The 18,451-nt window shown below is 40.0% G+C and carries 12 protein-coding genes and 1 pseudogene; 5 read left to right on the forward strand and 8 right to left on the reverse strand.

Annotated elements, in window-relative coordinates:
- Nucleotides 1-6: 6 nt before the first annotated feature.
- The 3 genes from thrB to N523_RS0109760 all read right to left on the reverse strand — a co-directional run bounded on the left by thrB (nucleotide 7) and on the right by N523_RS0109760 (nucleotide 3,968).
- On the reverse strand, nucleotides 7-942 hold the full coding sequence (thrB, locus tag N523_RS0109750) for a homoserine kinase (protein WP_028834926.1): 936 nt from the start codon (nucleotides 940-942) through the stop codon (nucleotides 7-9).
- 9 nt (nucleotides 943-951) lie between these two features.
- Nucleotides 952-3,369: a bifunctional aspartate kinase/homoserine dehydrogenase I gene (thrA, locus tag N523_RS0109755; protein WP_028834927.1), complete on the reverse strand. Its 2,418-nt coding sequence runs from the start codon at nucleotides 3,367-3,369 to the stop codon at nucleotides 952-954.
- A gap of 230 nt (nucleotides 3,370-3,599) precedes the next feature.
- The gene (locus N523_RS0109760) at nucleotides 3,600-3,968 is read right to left on the reverse strand and encodes a response regulator (protein WP_024601555.1); all 369 of its coding nucleotides are present in this window, start codon (nucleotides 3,966-3,968) and stop codon (nucleotides 3,600-3,602) included.
- A gap of 376 nt (nucleotides 3,969-4,344) precedes the next feature.
- Between N523_RS0109760 and N523_RS0109765 the strand changes: the two genes are divergently transcribed.
- The gene (locus tag N523_RS0109765; protein ID WP_028834928.1) at nucleotides 4,345-6,111 is read left to right on the forward strand and encodes an ATP-binding protein; all 1,767 of its coding nucleotides are present in this window, start codon (nucleotides 4,345-4,347) and stop codon (nucleotides 6,109-6,111) included.
- Nucleotides 6,112-6,184: 73 nt separating this feature from the next.
- Entirely contained in the window at nucleotides 6,185-7,096 is a 912-nt protein-coding gene (rdgC, locus tag N523_RS0109770; RefSeq protein WP_008111993.1) for a recombination-associated protein RdgC, read from the forward strand.
- A 229-nt stretch (nucleotides 7,097-7,325) separates the two neighbouring features.
- On the opposite strand, the gene N523_RS0109775 is transcribed toward rdgC, so the two are convergent.
- Nucleotides 7,326-8,165 carry an HDOD domain-containing protein gene (locus N523_RS0109775; RefSeq protein WP_028834929.1) on the reverse strand — a complete coding sequence of 280 codons (840 nt, stop codon included), beginning with the start codon at nucleotides 8,163-8,165 and terminating at the stop codon, nucleotides 7,326-7,328.
- 281 nt (nucleotides 8,166-8,446) lie between these two features.
- On the opposite strand from N523_RS0109775, the gene N523_RS0109780 reads away from it, so the two are divergent.
- On the forward strand, nucleotides 8,447-10,147 hold the full coding sequence (locus N523_RS0109780; protein ID WP_028834930.1) for a dipeptidyl-peptidase 3 family protein: 1,701 nt from the start codon (nucleotides 8,447-8,449) through the stop codon (nucleotides 10,145-10,147).
- 57 nt (nucleotides 10,148-10,204) lie between these two features.
- Here the strand turns inward: N523_RS0109780 and N523_RS0109785 are convergent, their stop codons facing one another.
- Together N523_RS0109785 and N523_RS0109790 are read right to left on the reverse strand one after the other, a co-directional pair.
- Entirely contained in the window at nucleotides 10,205-10,735 is a 531-nt protein-coding gene (locus N523_RS0109785; protein ID WP_028834931.1) for a phosphatase domain-containing putative toxin, read from the reverse strand.
- A gap of 31 nt (nucleotides 10,736-10,766) precedes the next feature.
- Entirely contained in the window at nucleotides 10,767-11,165 is a 399-nt protein-coding gene (locus N523_RS0109790) for an HIT domain-containing protein (RefSeq protein ID WP_028834932.1), read from the reverse strand.
- 107 nt (nucleotides 11,166-11,272) lie between these two features.
- Between N523_RS0109790 and N523_RS0109795 the strand changes: the two genes are divergently transcribed.
- Together N523_RS0109795 and N523_RS0109800 are read left to right on the forward strand one after the other, a co-directional pair.
- On the forward strand, nucleotides 11,273-13,498 hold the full coding sequence (locus N523_RS0109795) for a S9 family peptidase (RefSeq protein ID WP_028834933.1): 2,226 nt from the start codon (nucleotides 11,273-11,275) through the stop codon (nucleotides 13,496-13,498).
- 273 nt (nucleotides 13,499-13,771) lie between these two features.
- Nucleotides 13,772-15,409 carry a methyl-accepting chemotaxis protein gene (locus tag N523_RS0109800; RefSeq protein WP_028834934.1) on the forward strand — a complete coding sequence of 546 codons (1,638 nt, stop codon included), beginning with the start codon at nucleotides 13,772-13,774 and terminating at the stop codon, nucleotides 15,407-15,409.
- Between the two features lie 80 nt (nucleotides 15,410-15,489).
- Here the strand turns inward: N523_RS0109800 and N523_RS0109805 are convergent, their stop codons facing one another.
- Nucleotides 15,490-17,025, reverse strand: coding sequence for a M17 family metallopeptidase (locus N523_RS0109805; protein WP_028834935.1), 1,536 nt, complete (start codon nucleotides 17,023-17,025; stop codon nucleotides 15,490-15,492).
- Between the two features lie 110 nt (nucleotides 17,026-17,135).
- Nucleotides 17,136-18,158: pseudogene (gene dinB, locus N523_RS0109810) on the reverse strand (DNA polymerase IV); the annotation flags it as partial.
- Nucleotides 18,159-18,451 lie beyond the last annotated feature (293 nt).

Here is an 18,451-nt window from a genome sequence, read left to right on the forward strand (position 1 = left end):
TTTATCCTATAAAACATTTAATTGACGCGTGCCGTCGTTATCTAATTTACAAATATGGCAAAAGCCTTGTTCGTTGATGTAATTTTCCTCTAGCCACTGCGCGCATTGCTCTGCCGCTTCAAGCGTTTTACATACACTAAACAAGGTCGGCCCTGCGCCTGAAATACTCACAACTTCAGCACCCAGTGCTGGTAAGCTTGCTTTGGCATCACTAAAGCCGCTTATAAGTGGCGCACGGTATGGCTCTGCTATTTCGTCTTTCATAATGCTTAATGCATCATCAAAACGCCCTGTTAACAGTAAGCTACTAAACGCCGATAAACGCTGAGCAAACTCAACCCCCGCATGCATGCTGAGCTCTTTTGGTAAAACAGAACGTGCCTTTGCGGTATTGAGCGAAAAACCCGGAAATGCGGCAACGTAATACCAGCTTTCATCAACAGGTAAAGCAATAGATTTATCAGGAATTAAATCACCGGTTAACTGTAAGCCACCTAAATAACACGGTGTGATGTTATCGTAATGGCGCCCCCCACTTACAACGGCTTCAAAATCTGCCATAAGCTCAATAAGCTCTACTTGGCTTAAATTAGTTTTGGCAAATTTATCCAGTGCAGCAAATGTCGCCACCACAGAGCAGGCACTTGAGCCTAATCCCGAACCAATCGGCAAATTTTTCCTAAGTTCGAGCTTTACCGCAGGCATATCAGTCGCAACATGCGCTCTAAAGTGCACTAAACACTGATACGCTAAATTTTCTTGCGCATCACTAGGTAGCTTATGTGCATAGTCGCCTGTACAAATAAATTCATCACTCGATGCGGCACTAACAACCGCCACATCACCTAATAAACCGCCATCAATGGGCGCAAGTGCGGCGCCCAGCGCATCAAAGCCAACGGCAAAATTACCAATAGACGCCGGAGCATATACTTCAATCATGACTGACTCCTAGCGAGATAATGTTTTTAATATGTCTGCAAATACACCCGCAGCCGTTACTGCAGAGCCAGCCCCATAACCACGAATTACAAACGGACGCGGTTGGTAGTATTGGCTTAAAATAGCCAGCGCATTTTCACCATCACGAATAACATTCAATGCATGTGATGAATCCACCGCTTCGATTCCGACTTTACAGTAACCATTTTTAATTGTGCCTACATAGCGAAGTACTTTACCTTCACTTGCTGCACTTTGAACACGGTCGTTAAAACCAGCATCTAAGCTAGGTAATTTCGCCATAAACTGCTCAACATTGTCACCTTGGGCAAAACCTGGCGGTAAAACCGACTCCACTTCAATATCGCTAAGCTCTAATTTCATACCGGCTTCGCGTGCAATGATCAGTAATTTACGTGCTACGTCAGTTCCCGATAAGTCATCGCGCGGATCGGGCTCTGTAAACCCGCTTTCTTTGGCTTTAATTGTTGCTTCAGAAAGTGATAAACCATCTTCTAGTGCACCAAACATGTATGAAAGCGAACCTGATAAAATACCACTAAACTCAAGTAACTCATCACCTGCACCAAACAACGATTGCAAATTATCGATTACAGGTAAACCTGCACCTACGTTAGTTTCGTATAAAAACTTACGATTATTTTTATGTGTTGCTGCAATTAAATCTTGGTAATACGTATATGAGCTCGTGGTGGCTTTTTTATTGGCAGCCACGACATGAAAACCTGCATTTAAAAAATCTACATATTGTGCAGCCAAGGCATCTGATGAAGTACAGTCAACTAGCACTGGATTAACTAAATGATTTTGCTTAACAAACTGCTCGACCAATTTTAAATCAAACGCTTGCTCTGACTGCGCCAGTTTTTGCTGCCAATCATCAAACTCAATCCCCTCACCATCAAGGTGTAATTGACGAGAGTTGGCAACACCATATAGGTTTAATTTAATATTACGCTTTTCAAGCCATGCTTGTTGACGCTCAAGTTGGTTAATTAGCTCTTGGCCGACTAAGCCACAGCCCAATAAAAACACATCAATTGAAGGCACATGAGTAAAGAAGTTTTCATGGCAAATTTTAACCGCGTCATTACATAATTCACCGTCAATAACGGCTGAAATAGCACTTTCTGTTGAATCTTGCGCTATGGCAACAATGTTTACTTGCGCTTGTGCAAGCGATGCAAAAAACTTAGCAGCTAAACCCTTGTGGGCACGCATGTTATCACCGACTAACGTTACTATTGCTAAATTACGTTGCACATTTACCGGCTCAATGAGCCCCGCTTTTGACTCTAAATCAAAGGCTACTTGCAACGCACTTAACGCTAGATTTAAATCGCTTTCATGCACACAAAAGCTAATGCTAAATTCACATGATGACTGGGTAATGAGTACAATTGACACGTTATCATGTGCCAATGCATTAAATACCTTAGATGCCATGCCTACTTTACCTTTCATACCTGGGCCTGAAACGGTTAGCATAGCTAAATTTTGTAGGCTTGAGAGTGCTTTTACTGGTTCATCAGATACCGTATCGTTACTAATTAGCGAGCCTTGCGCATCTGGGTTATGGGTGTTTTTAATTTCGCATGGCACCCCTGCTTTTGCACACGGTAAGATAGTTTTAGGGTGCAATACTTTAGCGCCAAAATAAGAAAGTTCCATCGCTTCTTTATAAGATAGGAAATCAACCTTAGTGGCTTTTTTGATATAACGCGGATCGGCGCTGTATACACCATCAACGTCAGTCCATATTTGGCACACTTGCGCCTCTAAACACGCCGCAGCAATCGCCGCCGAGTAGTCAGATCCATTACGACCAAGCGTTGTGAGCTCCCCTTCATCATTACTTGCAGTAAAACCAGGCATAATGTAAACCGTCGCAGGGGATTCTTTTAACACGGCTTGAAAACGTGCCTTACTGGCCACTAAATCCGCTTCTGCGTCTATGTATCCGCCGGTTGAAACAATACAATCTGTTGCTTGTAAATAATGCGCGTTATGATCGGCTAATAGACTTTGCATTAGCGATACGCTAACACGCTCACCAAAGCTAATAATGAACGCTCTGACCTGATCAGGGCAGCACTTTATCAGTGCAATACCATCAAGCTTATTTTTAAGTTCGTTAAAGTCAGGCCAGTTTTGAACTGCTCCTTGCTTTTCCTCTACCGCTGCTTTGAGCATGTTGCATCGGCTAGTCAGTGAATGCCATTGTTCGCTAAAGTCATGCCCCTGCTCTGCAGTACTAGCTAAATTAACTAACGAGTCAGTCATGCCACCTGGGGCTGACAGTACCAGTAACATTTCATCTTTTAATTGTGCCTTAGCGAGTGCAGCAACTTGCTCTAAACAGGCAAAATCAGCGAGCGATGAGCCGCCAAATTTTAATACGCGCATTTTTTATGTTTCCTCATTCCATAAAACGAAAAAAGGCCTGTGTTCTAAGTGAACACAGGCCTTTAAATTTGTTGCACCGACCTATGCCACTATCCAGTAAGAATGGTGGTTGTAATAATAATGGTCGTTACAAGACTAAATGTTTTCATAAGCTTAAGACTGCCTTAACACAGGCTATTCTGTCAACCCTAAATTAGCAGATAAAACAGTCTTTTTCATCATGAAATTTATTAATAAATGCCAAACTTATGCAAAACTGTACTCAGTTGTGTTTTATTAATTGGCTTATGAATAAAATCGATTGCGCCTAGTTGCGCGACACGTGCTTGCATTTTTTGTTGGATATCAGCAGAGATCACTAATACATAAGACTCTATTTTAGAAATTTTGATTTGCTCAAGTACTTCAATACCATCAACTTCAGGCATGGTTAAATCAAGACACAGGAGATCGAAATGCCTTTGACGCAATTGCTCCAACGCCTCTTTACCGTTAGTTGCTTGCTGAATATCGGCATCAATACATTCTTTTAAACAGCGCATTACCTGTTTGCGAGCAACGGTGGAATCATCACAGACTAAAATAGAAAAACGCATCATAATGACTCATTAATTAAACTCATACAAAACACCTAGACCCACTGTAAAATTAGTTGGTTGCCCAATCCGCAACAGTCAAAATTATAACCAAATTAGCAACGAGCAGATTATTTATTGTAACTTTTATTAACGTTATCAATAAAATGCTTAATTGCACAATACAAATTAGTAAATTAACTATTTCCAAGTAAAAAACAGCCTATCCAAACCAACGGTTCTCAAATAGAAACCCAATGCATATAGAACAGAATGATTGCTTATTTAACAACGCTAAATAGCAATATTATAAAATATATGTTTATTTTTAATCATTTATTAACTAATGTTTATAAGCGTACATTAACAGTTGAATAATTTAAGGAAATATAAGCCTCCCATGCCGCAAAAAAGTCTTTCAACAAAGTTACTCACTCGGGTTTTATCAGTTTATTTTATACTGACCTTTGTGGTGACCTGCGGGCAAATTTTCGCAGAGTACGTCAATACTAAAGATTACATACGCGATGAACTTGGCACATTACAAAAGACCTTTGGTAGAAGTTTAACCCGAGCAATTTGGGAGCTAAATATAAAGCAAACCACCACAACCGCCGAAGGATTACTCGATATACCTATGGTTGAGGGGGTTATTATTCGTGACGATAATGGCGCTATTATTTCTCAATTAGGCCGCGCGCTAAATATTCACAATCTTTATAGTCAGCAACTTGTGCAAGAAGATGTCATGGTAGAGGACACCAAAGCCGGTTTATTTGGCTATACATTCCCACTTATTTTTGAGTTTTCAGGACGAGCAACGCAAGTAGGCGATGTGACTTTATTTTCTAGTCGCGATGTAATTTTTAGTCGCATTATGCTCTCTATCTACTTTTTGATTGGTAATGCCATGATTAAAACTACTTTTTTAATCATCTTATTTTTAATTGCATTTAGAAAGTTACTCACCGAGCCCCTTACTCAATTAACCGAGCAAATTGAATACCTTGAGTTAGAAGAGCTTGATGGTCAACAGGTTAAAATAGTCACCGATGAAAATAACGAGCTTAAAGTAATGGAACGCTCTTTTAACAATCTGATTTCGAAGGTTGTTGAGTATAAAAAAGAGTTAAAACAAACTCAGCATGACCTAATTGAAAGCAATCAAAAACTGGATCAACAAAACTTACAACTTGAACAGGATGTTGCGCGTAAAACATCAAATTTAAGCCAAGCAATGATCGATCTACAGCAACAAAAATATGAACTAGAGCGACAAAAAGCAGTTTTAACAGAGGAAGTCGATTTACGAAAGCAAACCGAACAAGAACTGTTAAGCAAACAAACTCAGCTGCAAAGCTCGCTCGATGAATTAAGCTTTGCGCAAGAGCAACTGGTTGGCTCAGAAAAAATGGCGGTATTAGGCGGCTTAGTGGCGGGGATCACTCATGAAATTAATACCCCTATTGGTATTGGCGTTACTGCCACCTCTTTTTTACAAGAGCGATTAACCGAAATAGAAACTGCGTATAAAAATAAATCATTATCGTCAGCGGCGTTAGAAGGCTTTATTAATGATGCAGCGCAAAGCGCTCAACTGCTCTCTCACAACTTAGAACGTGCCTCAGATTTAATAACCAGCTTTAAACAAATTGCGGTAGATCAGGCCAGTGAAGCCCTAAGAACAATTAACTTTAAAGACTACATCAACGAAGTTATACGCTCTTTGCACCCACAAATTAAAAAAACATCTCACAGCATTCGCCTACATTGCCCTGATGATTTAATTATTAACTTACCTGCGGGAGTCATTAGCCAAATATTTACGAACCTAATTATGAACTCATTAGTGCATGGTTTTGAAAATATAAACAGCGGCCAAATCACCATAGATATTAATACTGATGAAAACGACCTCATCATTAATTATCAAGATAACGGTTTAGGTTTAAAACCGGCTCAACTAAAGCGTTTATTTGACCCATTTTTTACCACCAAGCGTGATGAGGGTGGCAGCGGCTTAGGTGCCCATATTATTTTTAATCTAGTAAAACAAACGCTCAATGGTAAAATTGAAGTAAGTAGTGAACCTGGGCAAGGGTTACACTACTGTATTTCGTTCCCTAAAAACATGTCATCTCCCCTGCCACTTTTTAAACTCGATTAAGCTAAATCAGCCGTTTCTAGAAGCGGCTTTTATTGCTATGATTGCACAAATTTTTTAAATGGATCATTCCCCTATGTGGTTTAGTAACCTTATATGCTATCGCTTTAAACAAGACGTTTCATACACACAAGAAGACTTTGATAAGGCATTAGAGCAAGATCTATTTCGTCCTTGTACTGGCCAAGAGTTGGCAACATTTGGTTGGACAAAAGCATTTGGTAAACATGGTGAAACTCTTTCTCATTTCTCACAAAAAAGTATTTTAGTGTGCGCTAAACGTGAAGAAAAAGTATTACCAGCCTCGGTAATAAATGAGCTGGTAGCAGAAAAAGTTGATCAGATTGAAGCCGAAGAAAATCGCCCAGTAAAGAAAAAAGAAAAAGATGAACTAAAAGAAAACATCTTACACACCTTATTGCCACAAGCATTTAAAAAATCGAGCTTGCAGTTTGCTTTTATAGACCAAGAAAATGGGTGGGTGGTAGTTAATAGTGCAAGCTTTAATAAAGCAGAGGAACTACTTGCTCTATTACGTAAATCATTAGGGACATTACCCGTTGTTCCTGCGTTTGCTAATTATGATTTAGACGTATTTTTAACTGACTGGCTTACTAACTTTAGTACTCCAGAAGGCTTTGCAATTGGATCAGACGCTGAACTTGAAGAAGCTGATGACAGTGGTGCTCAGGTTAAACTCAAAGGCCATGACCTATCGTGTGACGAAGTGAAGTCGCACCTTGAAAGTGGTAAGCGCGTTACCAAGCTTGCCCTTGATTGGCAAGAGCGCGTTAAATTTATGCTACAAAACGATGGCTCAATTAAACGTTTAAGCTATTCAGAAACACTTAAAGAAGAAAATGCCGATATTCCTAAAGAAGATATGGCGGTTAAACTAGATGCTGATTTTATTCTTGCATCTGAAGAAATTAAGCAATTGCTAGAAGAGCTTACACAGGGCTTAGGTGATGCTGACGATTTAGCGTAAAAGCTTTATTAAATAGTATTAAAAATAAAAGCACGATATTAATCGTGCTTTTTATTGTTCAAAAACAAGTACCAATTGCATTAAATTAGTGATCTATTATAGCGACAAAGAAATAAGTCGATAACAAGGCAAAAATTATGATACATAGTTGTTCTATATAAATAATCTTTAACGCAGGTAGCGGATTATTTAATACGCTAGAATAATCATGTTTTTAATAAAATTGGTATTAACTAAACATTTCTTTTACGTCTTCAACCATATGCAAATACTCTTCACTCTCTAACATTTCTAATGAAGGAAATATGCCTTTATCAATATACGTTTGCAGCGCTGCTGACTTATCAGATACTTGTAAGGTTCCCTCAAGGATTGCACCAACACGAATAAAGTCGATATAACTCACCTCAGCAGTACGATGATTCACATCTGCCCAGTGCTGCGCGACCTCAACAAACACATCAGGAAATTCCCACGCTTTCATGATTGAACTACCAATTTTACCACTTAAACGTTGAATCGCATGGGCTAAAAAGCTGGGGCTTGCAAACACTTCAGGGTGACGCTCTGCTTCAGTTAAAATGGGTAACACCCCAATATTATAAACTAGTGAAGCTAATGTAATGGCATCGCGATTTAGCGATGTATGGGTATTTCTTTTTAAGTAAAACTCCATTAATGAAATAGAGTGCGAGGCCACATGCAGCGTTTTATGCCACGCCTTTCCCATGTAGCCTTTTATTAACTCGTTGTTAGATACAAATAACTGCTCCATCGCCATGGCTGTGGCAATATTTTTTATTTGCCTAAGCCCAATACGTGTAACGGCTTGGTGCAAGTTAGACACCTTTACAGCTCGGCCCATAATTGCACTATTTGCGACTTTGATCATCCGCGCCGACAATGCAGGATCATGTGCTATCACATCTGACATTTGCATCAAATTAACATCGGGGTTATCTGCGGCTTGGCGAACCTTAATCGCTACCTCAGGTAACGTAGGCAACACCAGTGTGTCGTTGTTAATTCTGTCAACTAAAATAGTGAGTAAGGCATTTTCTGTAGACATAAAATATCCCTTTGCTTAATGACCTACACTTTACAGCAAGTCTTATATTATTAATTATTTCAAAGCTTAGTAGTATTAAACATATACCTAAAATAGAAAGAATTGTAGATAATTATTGATTATTTACCAGCGGCCCCTCATTAGTGCACTCTAACGTCTAATACTTGCTATTTGCTAGTATGTTTTGCTTTAATGCAAGCATGCTAAGGCACACTAATACTCATTCAGTACCTTAACTTACAGTATACAAGTTATAAAATAGACTTTTTAAAGGCAATATAATGATCTTAAATAAAATTAGCCAAGCAATACTGCTCTCTGGCATCGTTTTTCTTAGTGCCTGTTCTGAGCAAGCACCGTCTTCAAACAATACGCCGCAGAGCTCAGCGCCAACGGCTTCTCAAGCGCCTACAGGGCCAACACTCGTTAATATTGACCGTCAACGCTTAGACATATACACAGACTTTAGCTTACAAAGCGATTTGTCACACTTATCTGATAACCAAAAAGCCATGGTTGCCAAGCTTATTGATGCTTCAAAAATTATGGACGATTTATTTTGGAAACAAGCATTTGGTGAAGATAAACAAAGCTTTTTAGCGCAATTAGATGATGAAAAAGTACGTCAGTTTGCTGATATTAACTACGGCCCATGGGATCGCTTAAATGGCGATGAAGTATTTTTATCTGGCTATAAAGAAAAGCCGCTTGGGGCAGGTTTTTACCCAGCCGACATTACCAAAGAAGAGCTTAATAACGCTGATGTAAAAGATAAAACAGGGCTTTACTCACTCATTAAACGCGATGAACTAGGTAATTTATACAGCACGCCTTATTCAGAAGAATATGCCGTAGAACTAGCCCAAGCAGCTGAGTTACTTAGAGACGCTAGCAAATTAGCTGACGACAAAGAATTTGCCAACTACCTAAACTTACGAGCTAACGCAATACAAAGCGATGATTTCCAAGCCTCTGACTTTGCTTGGATGGATATGAAAAATAATCCTATCGATGTTGTTATTGGCCCAATTGAAAACTACGAAGACCAATTATTTGGTTACCGTGCTGCCTATGAATCGTATGTACTAATTAAAGATTTAAAATGGAGCGAGCGCCTGGCTAAATTTGCTGCCTTTTTACCTGAGCTGCAAAAAGGCTTACCTGTTGATAGCAAGTACAAGCAAGAAGTACCAGGATCAGATGCTGACTTAAATGCCTACGATGTTGTTTATTATGCTGGGCACTCAAATGCCGGCAGTAAAACCATTGCAATTAACTTACCCAATGATGAGCAAGTACAGCTAGAAAAAGGCACACGTCGCTTACAGCTTAAAAATGCAATGCGAGCGAAGTTTGATAAAATTTTAGTCCCTATCGCAGAGCAGTTAATTGTGCCAGAGCAACGTAAACACATTACCTTTGATGCATTTTTTGCTAACACTATGTTCCATGAAGTAGCTCACGGTTTAGGTATTAAAAATACTATTACCGGCAAAGGTACCGTTCGCCAATCTCTACAAGAGCATGCTAGCGCCTTGGAAGAAGGTAAAGCAGATATTCTTGGTCTGTACATGGTTGAACAGTTACTTAAAAAAGGGGAAATCACTGAAGGAACGTTAGAAGATTACTACACCACCTTTATGGCGGGTATTTTCCGCTCTGTGCGTTTCGGTGCATCAAGTGCACATGGTAAAGCAAACATGATCCGCTTTAACTTTTTTGCTCAAGAAGGTGCCTTCTCTAAAAATGAAGACGGCTTGTATAGCATCAACATGGATAAAATGGGCGACGCTATGGCTAAATTATCGCGCATTATTTTAACTCTGCAAGGTGACGGTGATTACGAAAAAGTAGATCAACTGATTGCGACTCATGGCGATATTAAAGCGGAACTTGCTAAAGATTTAGAAAAGTTAAGCAAAGCGAACATCCCTGTAGATGTGACCTTTAAACAAGGTAAAGACGTGCTTGGCCTTAATTAATAAAAACTAACCACATAAAAAAAGCGTTACACTGTAACGCTTTTTTTATTATTTGAATTATTTATCACTCATCACTTTACGAACAACCGGCTCAAGGCTTGCCATTCCCCACTGCTTACCGGTTTCAACCGCAGACTCTATATCAGCACCTTGTTGATGGGCTGAAATAGCCATTAGCGCACCAACACGATTACTGCTCGCACAATGAACAACCACTGACTCACCTTTAAGTTCTTCTAAAAGGCTAGCTAATCGTTTTGCATTGTCGATGTTTACATCTTGTGCACCTGCAATAGGAATTGCGTGATAGCTCATTCCTAAAGAATTGACTAATGCCCCTTCATCCCAGTCTTGCTCATCTGCTGCACGTAAATTAATAACATGCTTAACATTAGCTTGTGATAGTTGCTTAAACTGCACATCACTGGGCTGCGCTGCAGAAAAAACCAAGTTGTTATGTGCTGCAAAGTTTTTAATATTAGCGTTATTTACCGCATCTATAGCTACTGGCTGCTCGCCCGCTATCACTGTTGACACTGCAACTGCAGCAATAAATACACTTGTACAGAGTTGTTTGATTAATTTCATACTATCCCCTCAAAGTAACTCATTTTGATTTTTAAAAATGCGCTTTTAATTGCTCTATCTGCTCATTAGTATAAGGCACACTCGGAAACTTGCCCCATACCGGCGCAGGCCATGCAATATCTGTTTTAAAACGCGCGATATGATGAATATGTAGTTGTGGCACCATATTACCCAATGCGGCTACATTTAACTTATCAGGATTAAACACCTCCATTAACAAATGACTCAGTTTCGCTGACTCGTGTAAATAAGTAATTTGTTGCTGCTCGGTTAAATCAATAATCTCTTTTAGGCCCGCTATTCTAGGGACCAATACAAACCAAGGATATTGGCTGTCGTTTAATAGCAATACCTTACAAAGTGGCCAATCAGCCAGTTCAATACAATCTCTCGTCAGCTCAGGGGCTAAGGTAAATGATGTTTCGCTCATGTTAAAATCCTTAGATTATTTTACTGCACACTTTATAGCATTTAGTTGCAGTTGCACACGCTTGTGCTTTACCATCGAGATAATTTTATGTAAGTAAAGGCAATCCTGTGTTAAAAAAACTAAAACACCTCTCACTGGCAATTCCCCTACTCGCGGGCGCATTAAGCGCAAAAGCAGAGCCGCTAACGCTTGAACGTATATTTGATGATCCGAGCTTAGCAGGCAAATCTCCGGTACAACTTAAGTTTTCGCCTGATGGTAGCCGGGTTACCTACTTACAAGGTAAAACCGATGACTATAACCGCTACGATTTATGGGAATATAATTTAAAAGATAATACCAACCGGTTGTTAGTTGATTCGGCGCAGTTATTTTCAGGCCCAGAAAATCTCTCCGATGAAGAAAAAGCACGCCGCGAACGCCAACGTATTTTTGGAAAAGGTATCCTTGAATATAAATGGTCAAAAGATGGGAAAGCACTGTTATTCCCTCTTAATGGCGATCTTTATTACTATGACTTAGATGCTAAAAATAGTAAAAAGCTGACTAACACAGACGCATTTGAAACCGATGCGCGTTTTTCTCCAAAAGGAAATTTCGTATCCTTTATCCGAGAGCAAAACCTATATGCACTAGAGCTGGCTTCAGGTAAAGAAATTCAGTTAAGTAAAGATGGCGGTGGCGTAATTAAAAACGGCATGGCCGAATTTGTGGCGCAAGAAGAAATGAGCCGTATGACCGGTTATTGGTGGGCAAATGATGAATCTAAAATCGCCTTTACTCGCGTTGATGAAAGCCCTGTTCAAGAAGCGATTCGTAACGAAATTTATGCTGATGAAGTAAAACTATTTAACCAGCGTTATCCATTTACTGGCACCAATAATGTTGACATTCAACTTGGGGTGGTAAAGCTTAATGATCAAGCAGTTGACTGGATTGACTTAGGCGACGATAAAGATATTTATATTGCCCGCGCTAAGTGGCTAAACGACAGCAATACGCTCTCTTATCAATGGCAAAACCGCTCGCAACATAACTTAGAACTACGTTTTTACAACACTAAAACAAAACAGCAAACCGTTGCTTTAACTGAAAAAAGTGATACCTGGATTAACTTGCATTTTGACCTTGAATTTTTAAAAGATAAAAAGCATTTTGTATGGGCCTCAGAGCGCGATGGATTTAAGCACCTTTATTTATATCGTAATAACGGCCAACTTATCCGCCAGATTACCGCAGGTGATTGGGTCGTAGATAGCCTAAAAGGGATAGATGAAAAAAATGGTGTTGTTTACTTTGCTGCACGTAAAGATACCCCGCTAGAGAGCCATTTATACAGTGCGCCTTTATTTAAAAAAGGGGGTATGAAGCGCATTACTGAAAAAGGCCAATACCATAATGTCGTTCTAGCTAAAGATAATAAAACTTTCATTGATAATAGCTCATCGGTTAATAAGCCAAATTCAGCTGCACTGCGCAAAATTAATGGTGAGTTTATTACGTGGCTTGAAGAGAATAAGCTTGATGACTCTCACCCACTTACCCCGTATCTAACTGATTTAGCCCAGCCCGAATACGGCACAATTATCGCTGAAGACGGCCAAATTATGCATTACCGTTTATTTAAACCAGCAAACATGGCAAAGGGTAAAAAGCATCCGGTTATTGTAAACGTTTACGGTGGTCCTCATGCTCAGCGAGTAACCAATAGCTGGCGCAGCAAAAACTTATACTTTCAATACATGGCGCAACAAGGTTATGTAATTTTTCAACTTGATAACCGAGGCTCTTACAATCGCGGTAAAAAGTTTGAAGATGCGATTTATAAGCACTTAGGCGTTGTAGAAGTGGCGGATCAAATCAAAGGCGTTGAGTTTTTACGTACTCTTGATTACGTAGACCCTGCTCGCATAGGTATATACGGCCACAGCTACGGTGGTTATATGGCGCTAATGACCATGTTTAAAGCAGGCGATTACTTCAGCGCGGGTGTATCTGGTGCTCCGGTTACCGACTGGGCTCTATACGACACCCATTACACCGAGCGCTATTTGGGTCACCCAGATACTAATGCCCAAGGCTATATCGACAGTGCTGTGTTCCCATACGCTGAAGGCTTAAAAGGCCCATTAATGATTTACCATGGCATGGCCGATGACAACGTATTATTTACCCATGCCACTAAATTATTTAAACAGCTGCAAGATAACAATCAACAGTTTGAAATGATGACTTACCCGGGCTCAAAACATAGCCTTCGCGGTAAACAAGTTCAAACTCATTTACATCAAACTATTACAAACTTCTTTAACCGTAATTTTAATACAAAGTAACTAAAACCGGGTTAATTATTCGACTAAAGGCTGATATAAGTATCAGCCTTTTTTTATGCAGATAAGCTATATTGAAACGTCAACAAACAATAATTAAATTCATTATAAGCACCCGTTAAGTAAAAGTTCGGCCTATCCTTTTTATTGTATTTACGCAAACTAGTTAATAAAGAGAGTATTAAAAATACAATATAAGGAAAATAAAACCGTATTAGCCTATATTTTAACTATGCTTATTTAAGAGAAATAATGCTCTAATACGGGAACATGCATATGCCAAACCTCCGTCGTTTTACTATATTTCAACGTTTAGCCATTTTAGTAGGGATTGTAATTTTTGGTTTAATTGTATTGAGTATTTCGAGTTTAAGTAATCAATATAAATCGCTTAAAAATGAGCAATATCTAAAAACTAAAAATGTGGTGGAAACTGCTTATAGCATCATTACACACTACGCAGCGCTTGAACAAAGTCAAACACTCACTCGTGCACAAGCACAATCTCAAGCGATGGCCTCAATACGCTCATTGCGTTACGATGATACTAACTATTTTTGGATCAACAATTATCAGCCAGCCATGGTAATGCACCCAATTAAACCAGCCCTTGAAGGGAAAGATTTAACGAATAATAAAGACCCTGATGGCACCCCTTTGTTTGTTGAAATGGTTGATGTTGTTAAAAAATCCGGCGAAGGCTATGTGCCTTACAAGTGGCCAAAACCCGGCAGCGACAAACCCGTAGATAAAATTGCGTATGTAAAAGGCTTTAATCAATGGCAATGGATCATCGGCTCGGGCGTTTACCTTGATACCATAGACAACACCTTTTCGCAGCAACGTACTATTATCGTTATCAATGTAATGATTATGATCGTCGTTGTCGTACTTTTTAGCTACTTTATTGGTCGCAGTATTTTAACGCCGACTCGTTTAGCAGCAGAAATGATGAAAGATATATCTCAAGGTGAGGGGGATTTAACCCGTACTCTCAACGAAAATGGCAATGATGAAATATCTCAGCTTTCGAGATCATTTAATTTGTTTGTCTCTAAAATTAGGGAGTCTTTGGTGCTGGTTGCCAAAAGCGCAAACGATGTAAACGAGCATGCCCATGCAGTCGATGATTCTAGCAAAACCAGCCAGTCGTTTATTGAGCTTCAAAACGACAGTAGCACCCAAGTAGCCGCGGCAATGGAGCAAATGACTCATCAAATTCATGATGTTAGCCGTAATGCCGAAGCTGCTGAGCAAGCCGCAAATGATGCTGCTAGTAATGCATCAACGGGTAAAAATGTAGTGTCGAAAACCATTACCGCCATTGAAACCCTCTCTAGTAATATAGAAACCGTGAGCAAAGTGACCGCCGACCTTGCTCAAGAGAGTAATAATATTGGCTCGGTACTTGATGTTATTAGAAGCATTGCTGAACAAACCAATCTGTTAGCGCTAAACGCAGCTATTGAAGCTGCAAGAGCAGGTGAACATGGAAGAGGCTTTGCAGTTGTAGCCGACGAAGTAAGAACACTTGCCAGCCGGACAGGTAAAAGCACTGATGAGATTCAAGCTATGATAGCTAAGCTGCAAGAAGGGGCTAAAGCTGCAGTTGAAGCGGTAAAATCTAGCCAAGAGATTTCTATTTCTACGGTTGAACAAGCCTCTTCAGCTAATGAATCACTTGATGAAATAGACAGGCTGGTATCGGTGATCACCGATATGAACGGCCAAATTGCTCGCGCCACAGAGCAGCAAACATCCGCCGCAGACGAGGTGAATTTAAGAATTAATGATTTATCACAATCTACAGAGCAATCATTGGGTAACACCAAAGATTTAACTCGCGCTAGCGACAAACTCAAACAAAGCAGTGTTGAGTTATCAAGCGTGGTATCGCGCTTTAAGCTTAGTTAACCTTAACTCCGGGTAATAAATATCTTCCACCAATTAAAAAGCCCTGATTTTCAGGGCTTTTTAGGATTATTTATAGAAAATTATAAACAATAGCGGGCAAATAAACTGCTAACTGCCGCTGCAGTTGGTTTACCATGTTGCCAGTCGCCGCCTTCAACGCCACTACCAGCAATATCCATATGTACATAAGGAAGTGGTAAAGTAGATTCATTACCATGCTTATCTAATCCACCTACCACAGCTAAAAATGCCATAGGGAATTGATGGCCGCGCGCTGTGACAGCAGAAGCCGCATTATTACTAGAAAGCACATCGTCAGCTAAAGTGCGTGGTTTTATAAAATCATAATCTTCACGGCGTGAACGCGACACTTCAGCACCGTCAGCCCATAAATCACCACAATCGGCTAATTGGCGTGAAATATTAGCACTACGCGCGGGCCCATTCTCAACATATGCGCCATAAGGCCCCATCGCGCGCGCAGCGTGCCCTGTTAAGGTTGCCACTGTAAACAACGTTGGATTTATTTCATTTTTAGCTAAATCTTTCATTTCACTAAGTAAATCCCCCATAGCTAAACGCCCTTCGGCATCGGTATTACCAATACGTACTCGCACACCTTCACGGCTAGTAATTATTTCATCTGGGACAAAACAATCTGAACCAATAGAGTTGCGTACAACCGCTAAAAAGGCAATCACTTTAACCCCTTTAGGCTGATAATCGGCTACTGCTTTCATAAATCCAGCAACCGAGGCCGCACCGCCTTTATCGCGGCTCATGCCCGCCATAAAACCACCGACTTTTAAATCTGCACCGCCCGTGTCATAGACTAAACCTTTACCAACAAACATCAGTGTTCGGGTTACTTCGCCCTCAGGCACGTATTCAAGTTTAACAACGCGTGGATGATGACGCTCTACCGCATACGATGCGCGAGCAACGGTACTTAGCATGGGGTAATGCTTATCAATGGCAGCTAAATCATCAATCACATCAACGCTCACCGCACTGTTTTCAAATAACTCAGTACAATAATCAGCAAAACGTGGGGGGGCCATGCGTTCAGGCTCGGTGCCACATAAATCACGTGCGGCATATTGCCCCGCAGCTAACGCATTGACTGCTTTGATTGTTTGCTCATTGGCATCAATTAAGCCTATTTGAGTAATAGGTTCAATACCTTGACCATGAAACTCACGCGCTTCTAGGGGTTGCCATAATGCTTGGCATGCGCCTAAGTAAGCCACTTCAAGAGCATGTTGATAACGGCTATCCGTATTTAAAGCGGGTAAATAAATAGCAGGGTTAACACTACCTGATGCTTTTGCCTCATTAATGGCTAATTTGGCTGCATCATAATAACGACGAACGTCGTCATAATCTCTGTTTAAAGGGCCTGTTGGCGCTAACACGACACGTTTACCGGCAATCACTAACAAGGTGACTTGATTGCCTATGCGAGAGTCTACTTGGGCTTGGTCTAAAATTGCATCACGCAGTGGCGTATTTGGTAAATGAGAAAAGTCGTTGCTGATAATAATAAGTGCATCATGCGATGTACAATCTAGGCTTGCACTTACCGGCTTAGCCAGTACTGCTTTTGGATATGCCATAAAAAAGGATCCTGTTAGAAAACGTAGTCCCTATTATTATTTATTTAGCAATTTATAACCAGTGAACTGCGATAACCTGCATATTTACTGGCAACTTGGAGTTACACGTTTTACACATCTAAAATACTGAGCTGTAAATTATGCTCTGGTTGATTTTTAATACCCACGCCAATTCCTAATAAGCGCACCGGTTGTTGTAATCCACGTTGATAGGCTTTGGCGAGTAACTCTTTAAAAATAGCCGTGTTTAATTGATGCGCAGCTTGATCTGCTGAGGTCACTACAAAATTAGCAAATTTAACTTTAACACTTAATTTATTAATTTTATGTTGTAGTTGCTGTTTATTTAATCGAACCACGAGTTCATCTAACAGTTGCGGTAATTGTTCAAGGCATTCATCTAGGCTGTTTTTGTTGTATTCATAAGTATGTTCCACACTCAATGACTTACGTACCCGCTCGGTGGAAACGCGCCCTATATGCTCACCCATGCACTTTTGATATAACGACACACCAAAATTACCCACATGTTGTTGCATCCAATTAGCCCCTTTTTCGCGCACATCTTGCCCCGTGTATAACCCTTTTAAATTAAGCTTTTCTAGAGTTACTTTACCCACCCCTGGAATTTTACCTAATGGCAATTGGGCTAAAAACGAGTCAACCTGCTCAGGCAATACTACAAATTGGCCATTGGGCTTATTTTCATCACTAGCAATTTTGGCTATAAATTTAATTGGGGCAATCCCTGCAGATGCAGTCAGTCCTGTGGTATTAAAAATATCGGTACGAATTTGCTCAGCAATTAACGTTGCACTACCTTTAAAAGCAGTACTATGGCTCACATCTAAATATGCTTCATCAAGCGAAAGAGGTTCTACAAGGTCAGTATAGCGGTTAAAAATGGCGCGGATCTGTGTTGATACTTGTTTATAAACAGCCATTCTGCCAGGCACAATAACTAAGTCAGGGCAAAGCTGTTTGGCATGATAGTTAGACATAGCAGAGCGCACCCCATACTCTCTAGCAATATAGTTAGCGGTAGAGAGCACTCCACGACGACTATTTCCGCCAATTGCCAGCGGTACGCTTGCAAGCTTAGGATTGTCGCGCATTTCTACGGCCGCATGGTAAAACTACAGGGTAAAAAGTGTAAGTTTATGGAACTTAAAAACTCAAGCTATTGAATTTAAAATATTTTTAAATTTAAATAAGCTTACAGTATTCACTTACATTAATTTCAGATAAAAACTTACAATTATATCGTAGTTTAGCGTCTAAATTAATTGAAAAGGAATATGTACTAAGTAAGCCATCAATAAGACTTAGTAGTATCTTTATGCAAAATACAGTCATATGTCTCTTGCTGTAAGTAGCTACTCAATCCCTGATCCTATTAAATATTTAGTAATATTGAAACTTAGCG

The organism is Pseudoalteromonas sp. 23_GOM-1509m (genome assembly GCF_000518425.1).
GTDB lineage: Bacteria > Pseudomonadota > Gammaproteobacteria > Enterobacterales > Alteromonadaceae > Pseudoalteromonas > Pseudoalteromonas tetraodonis.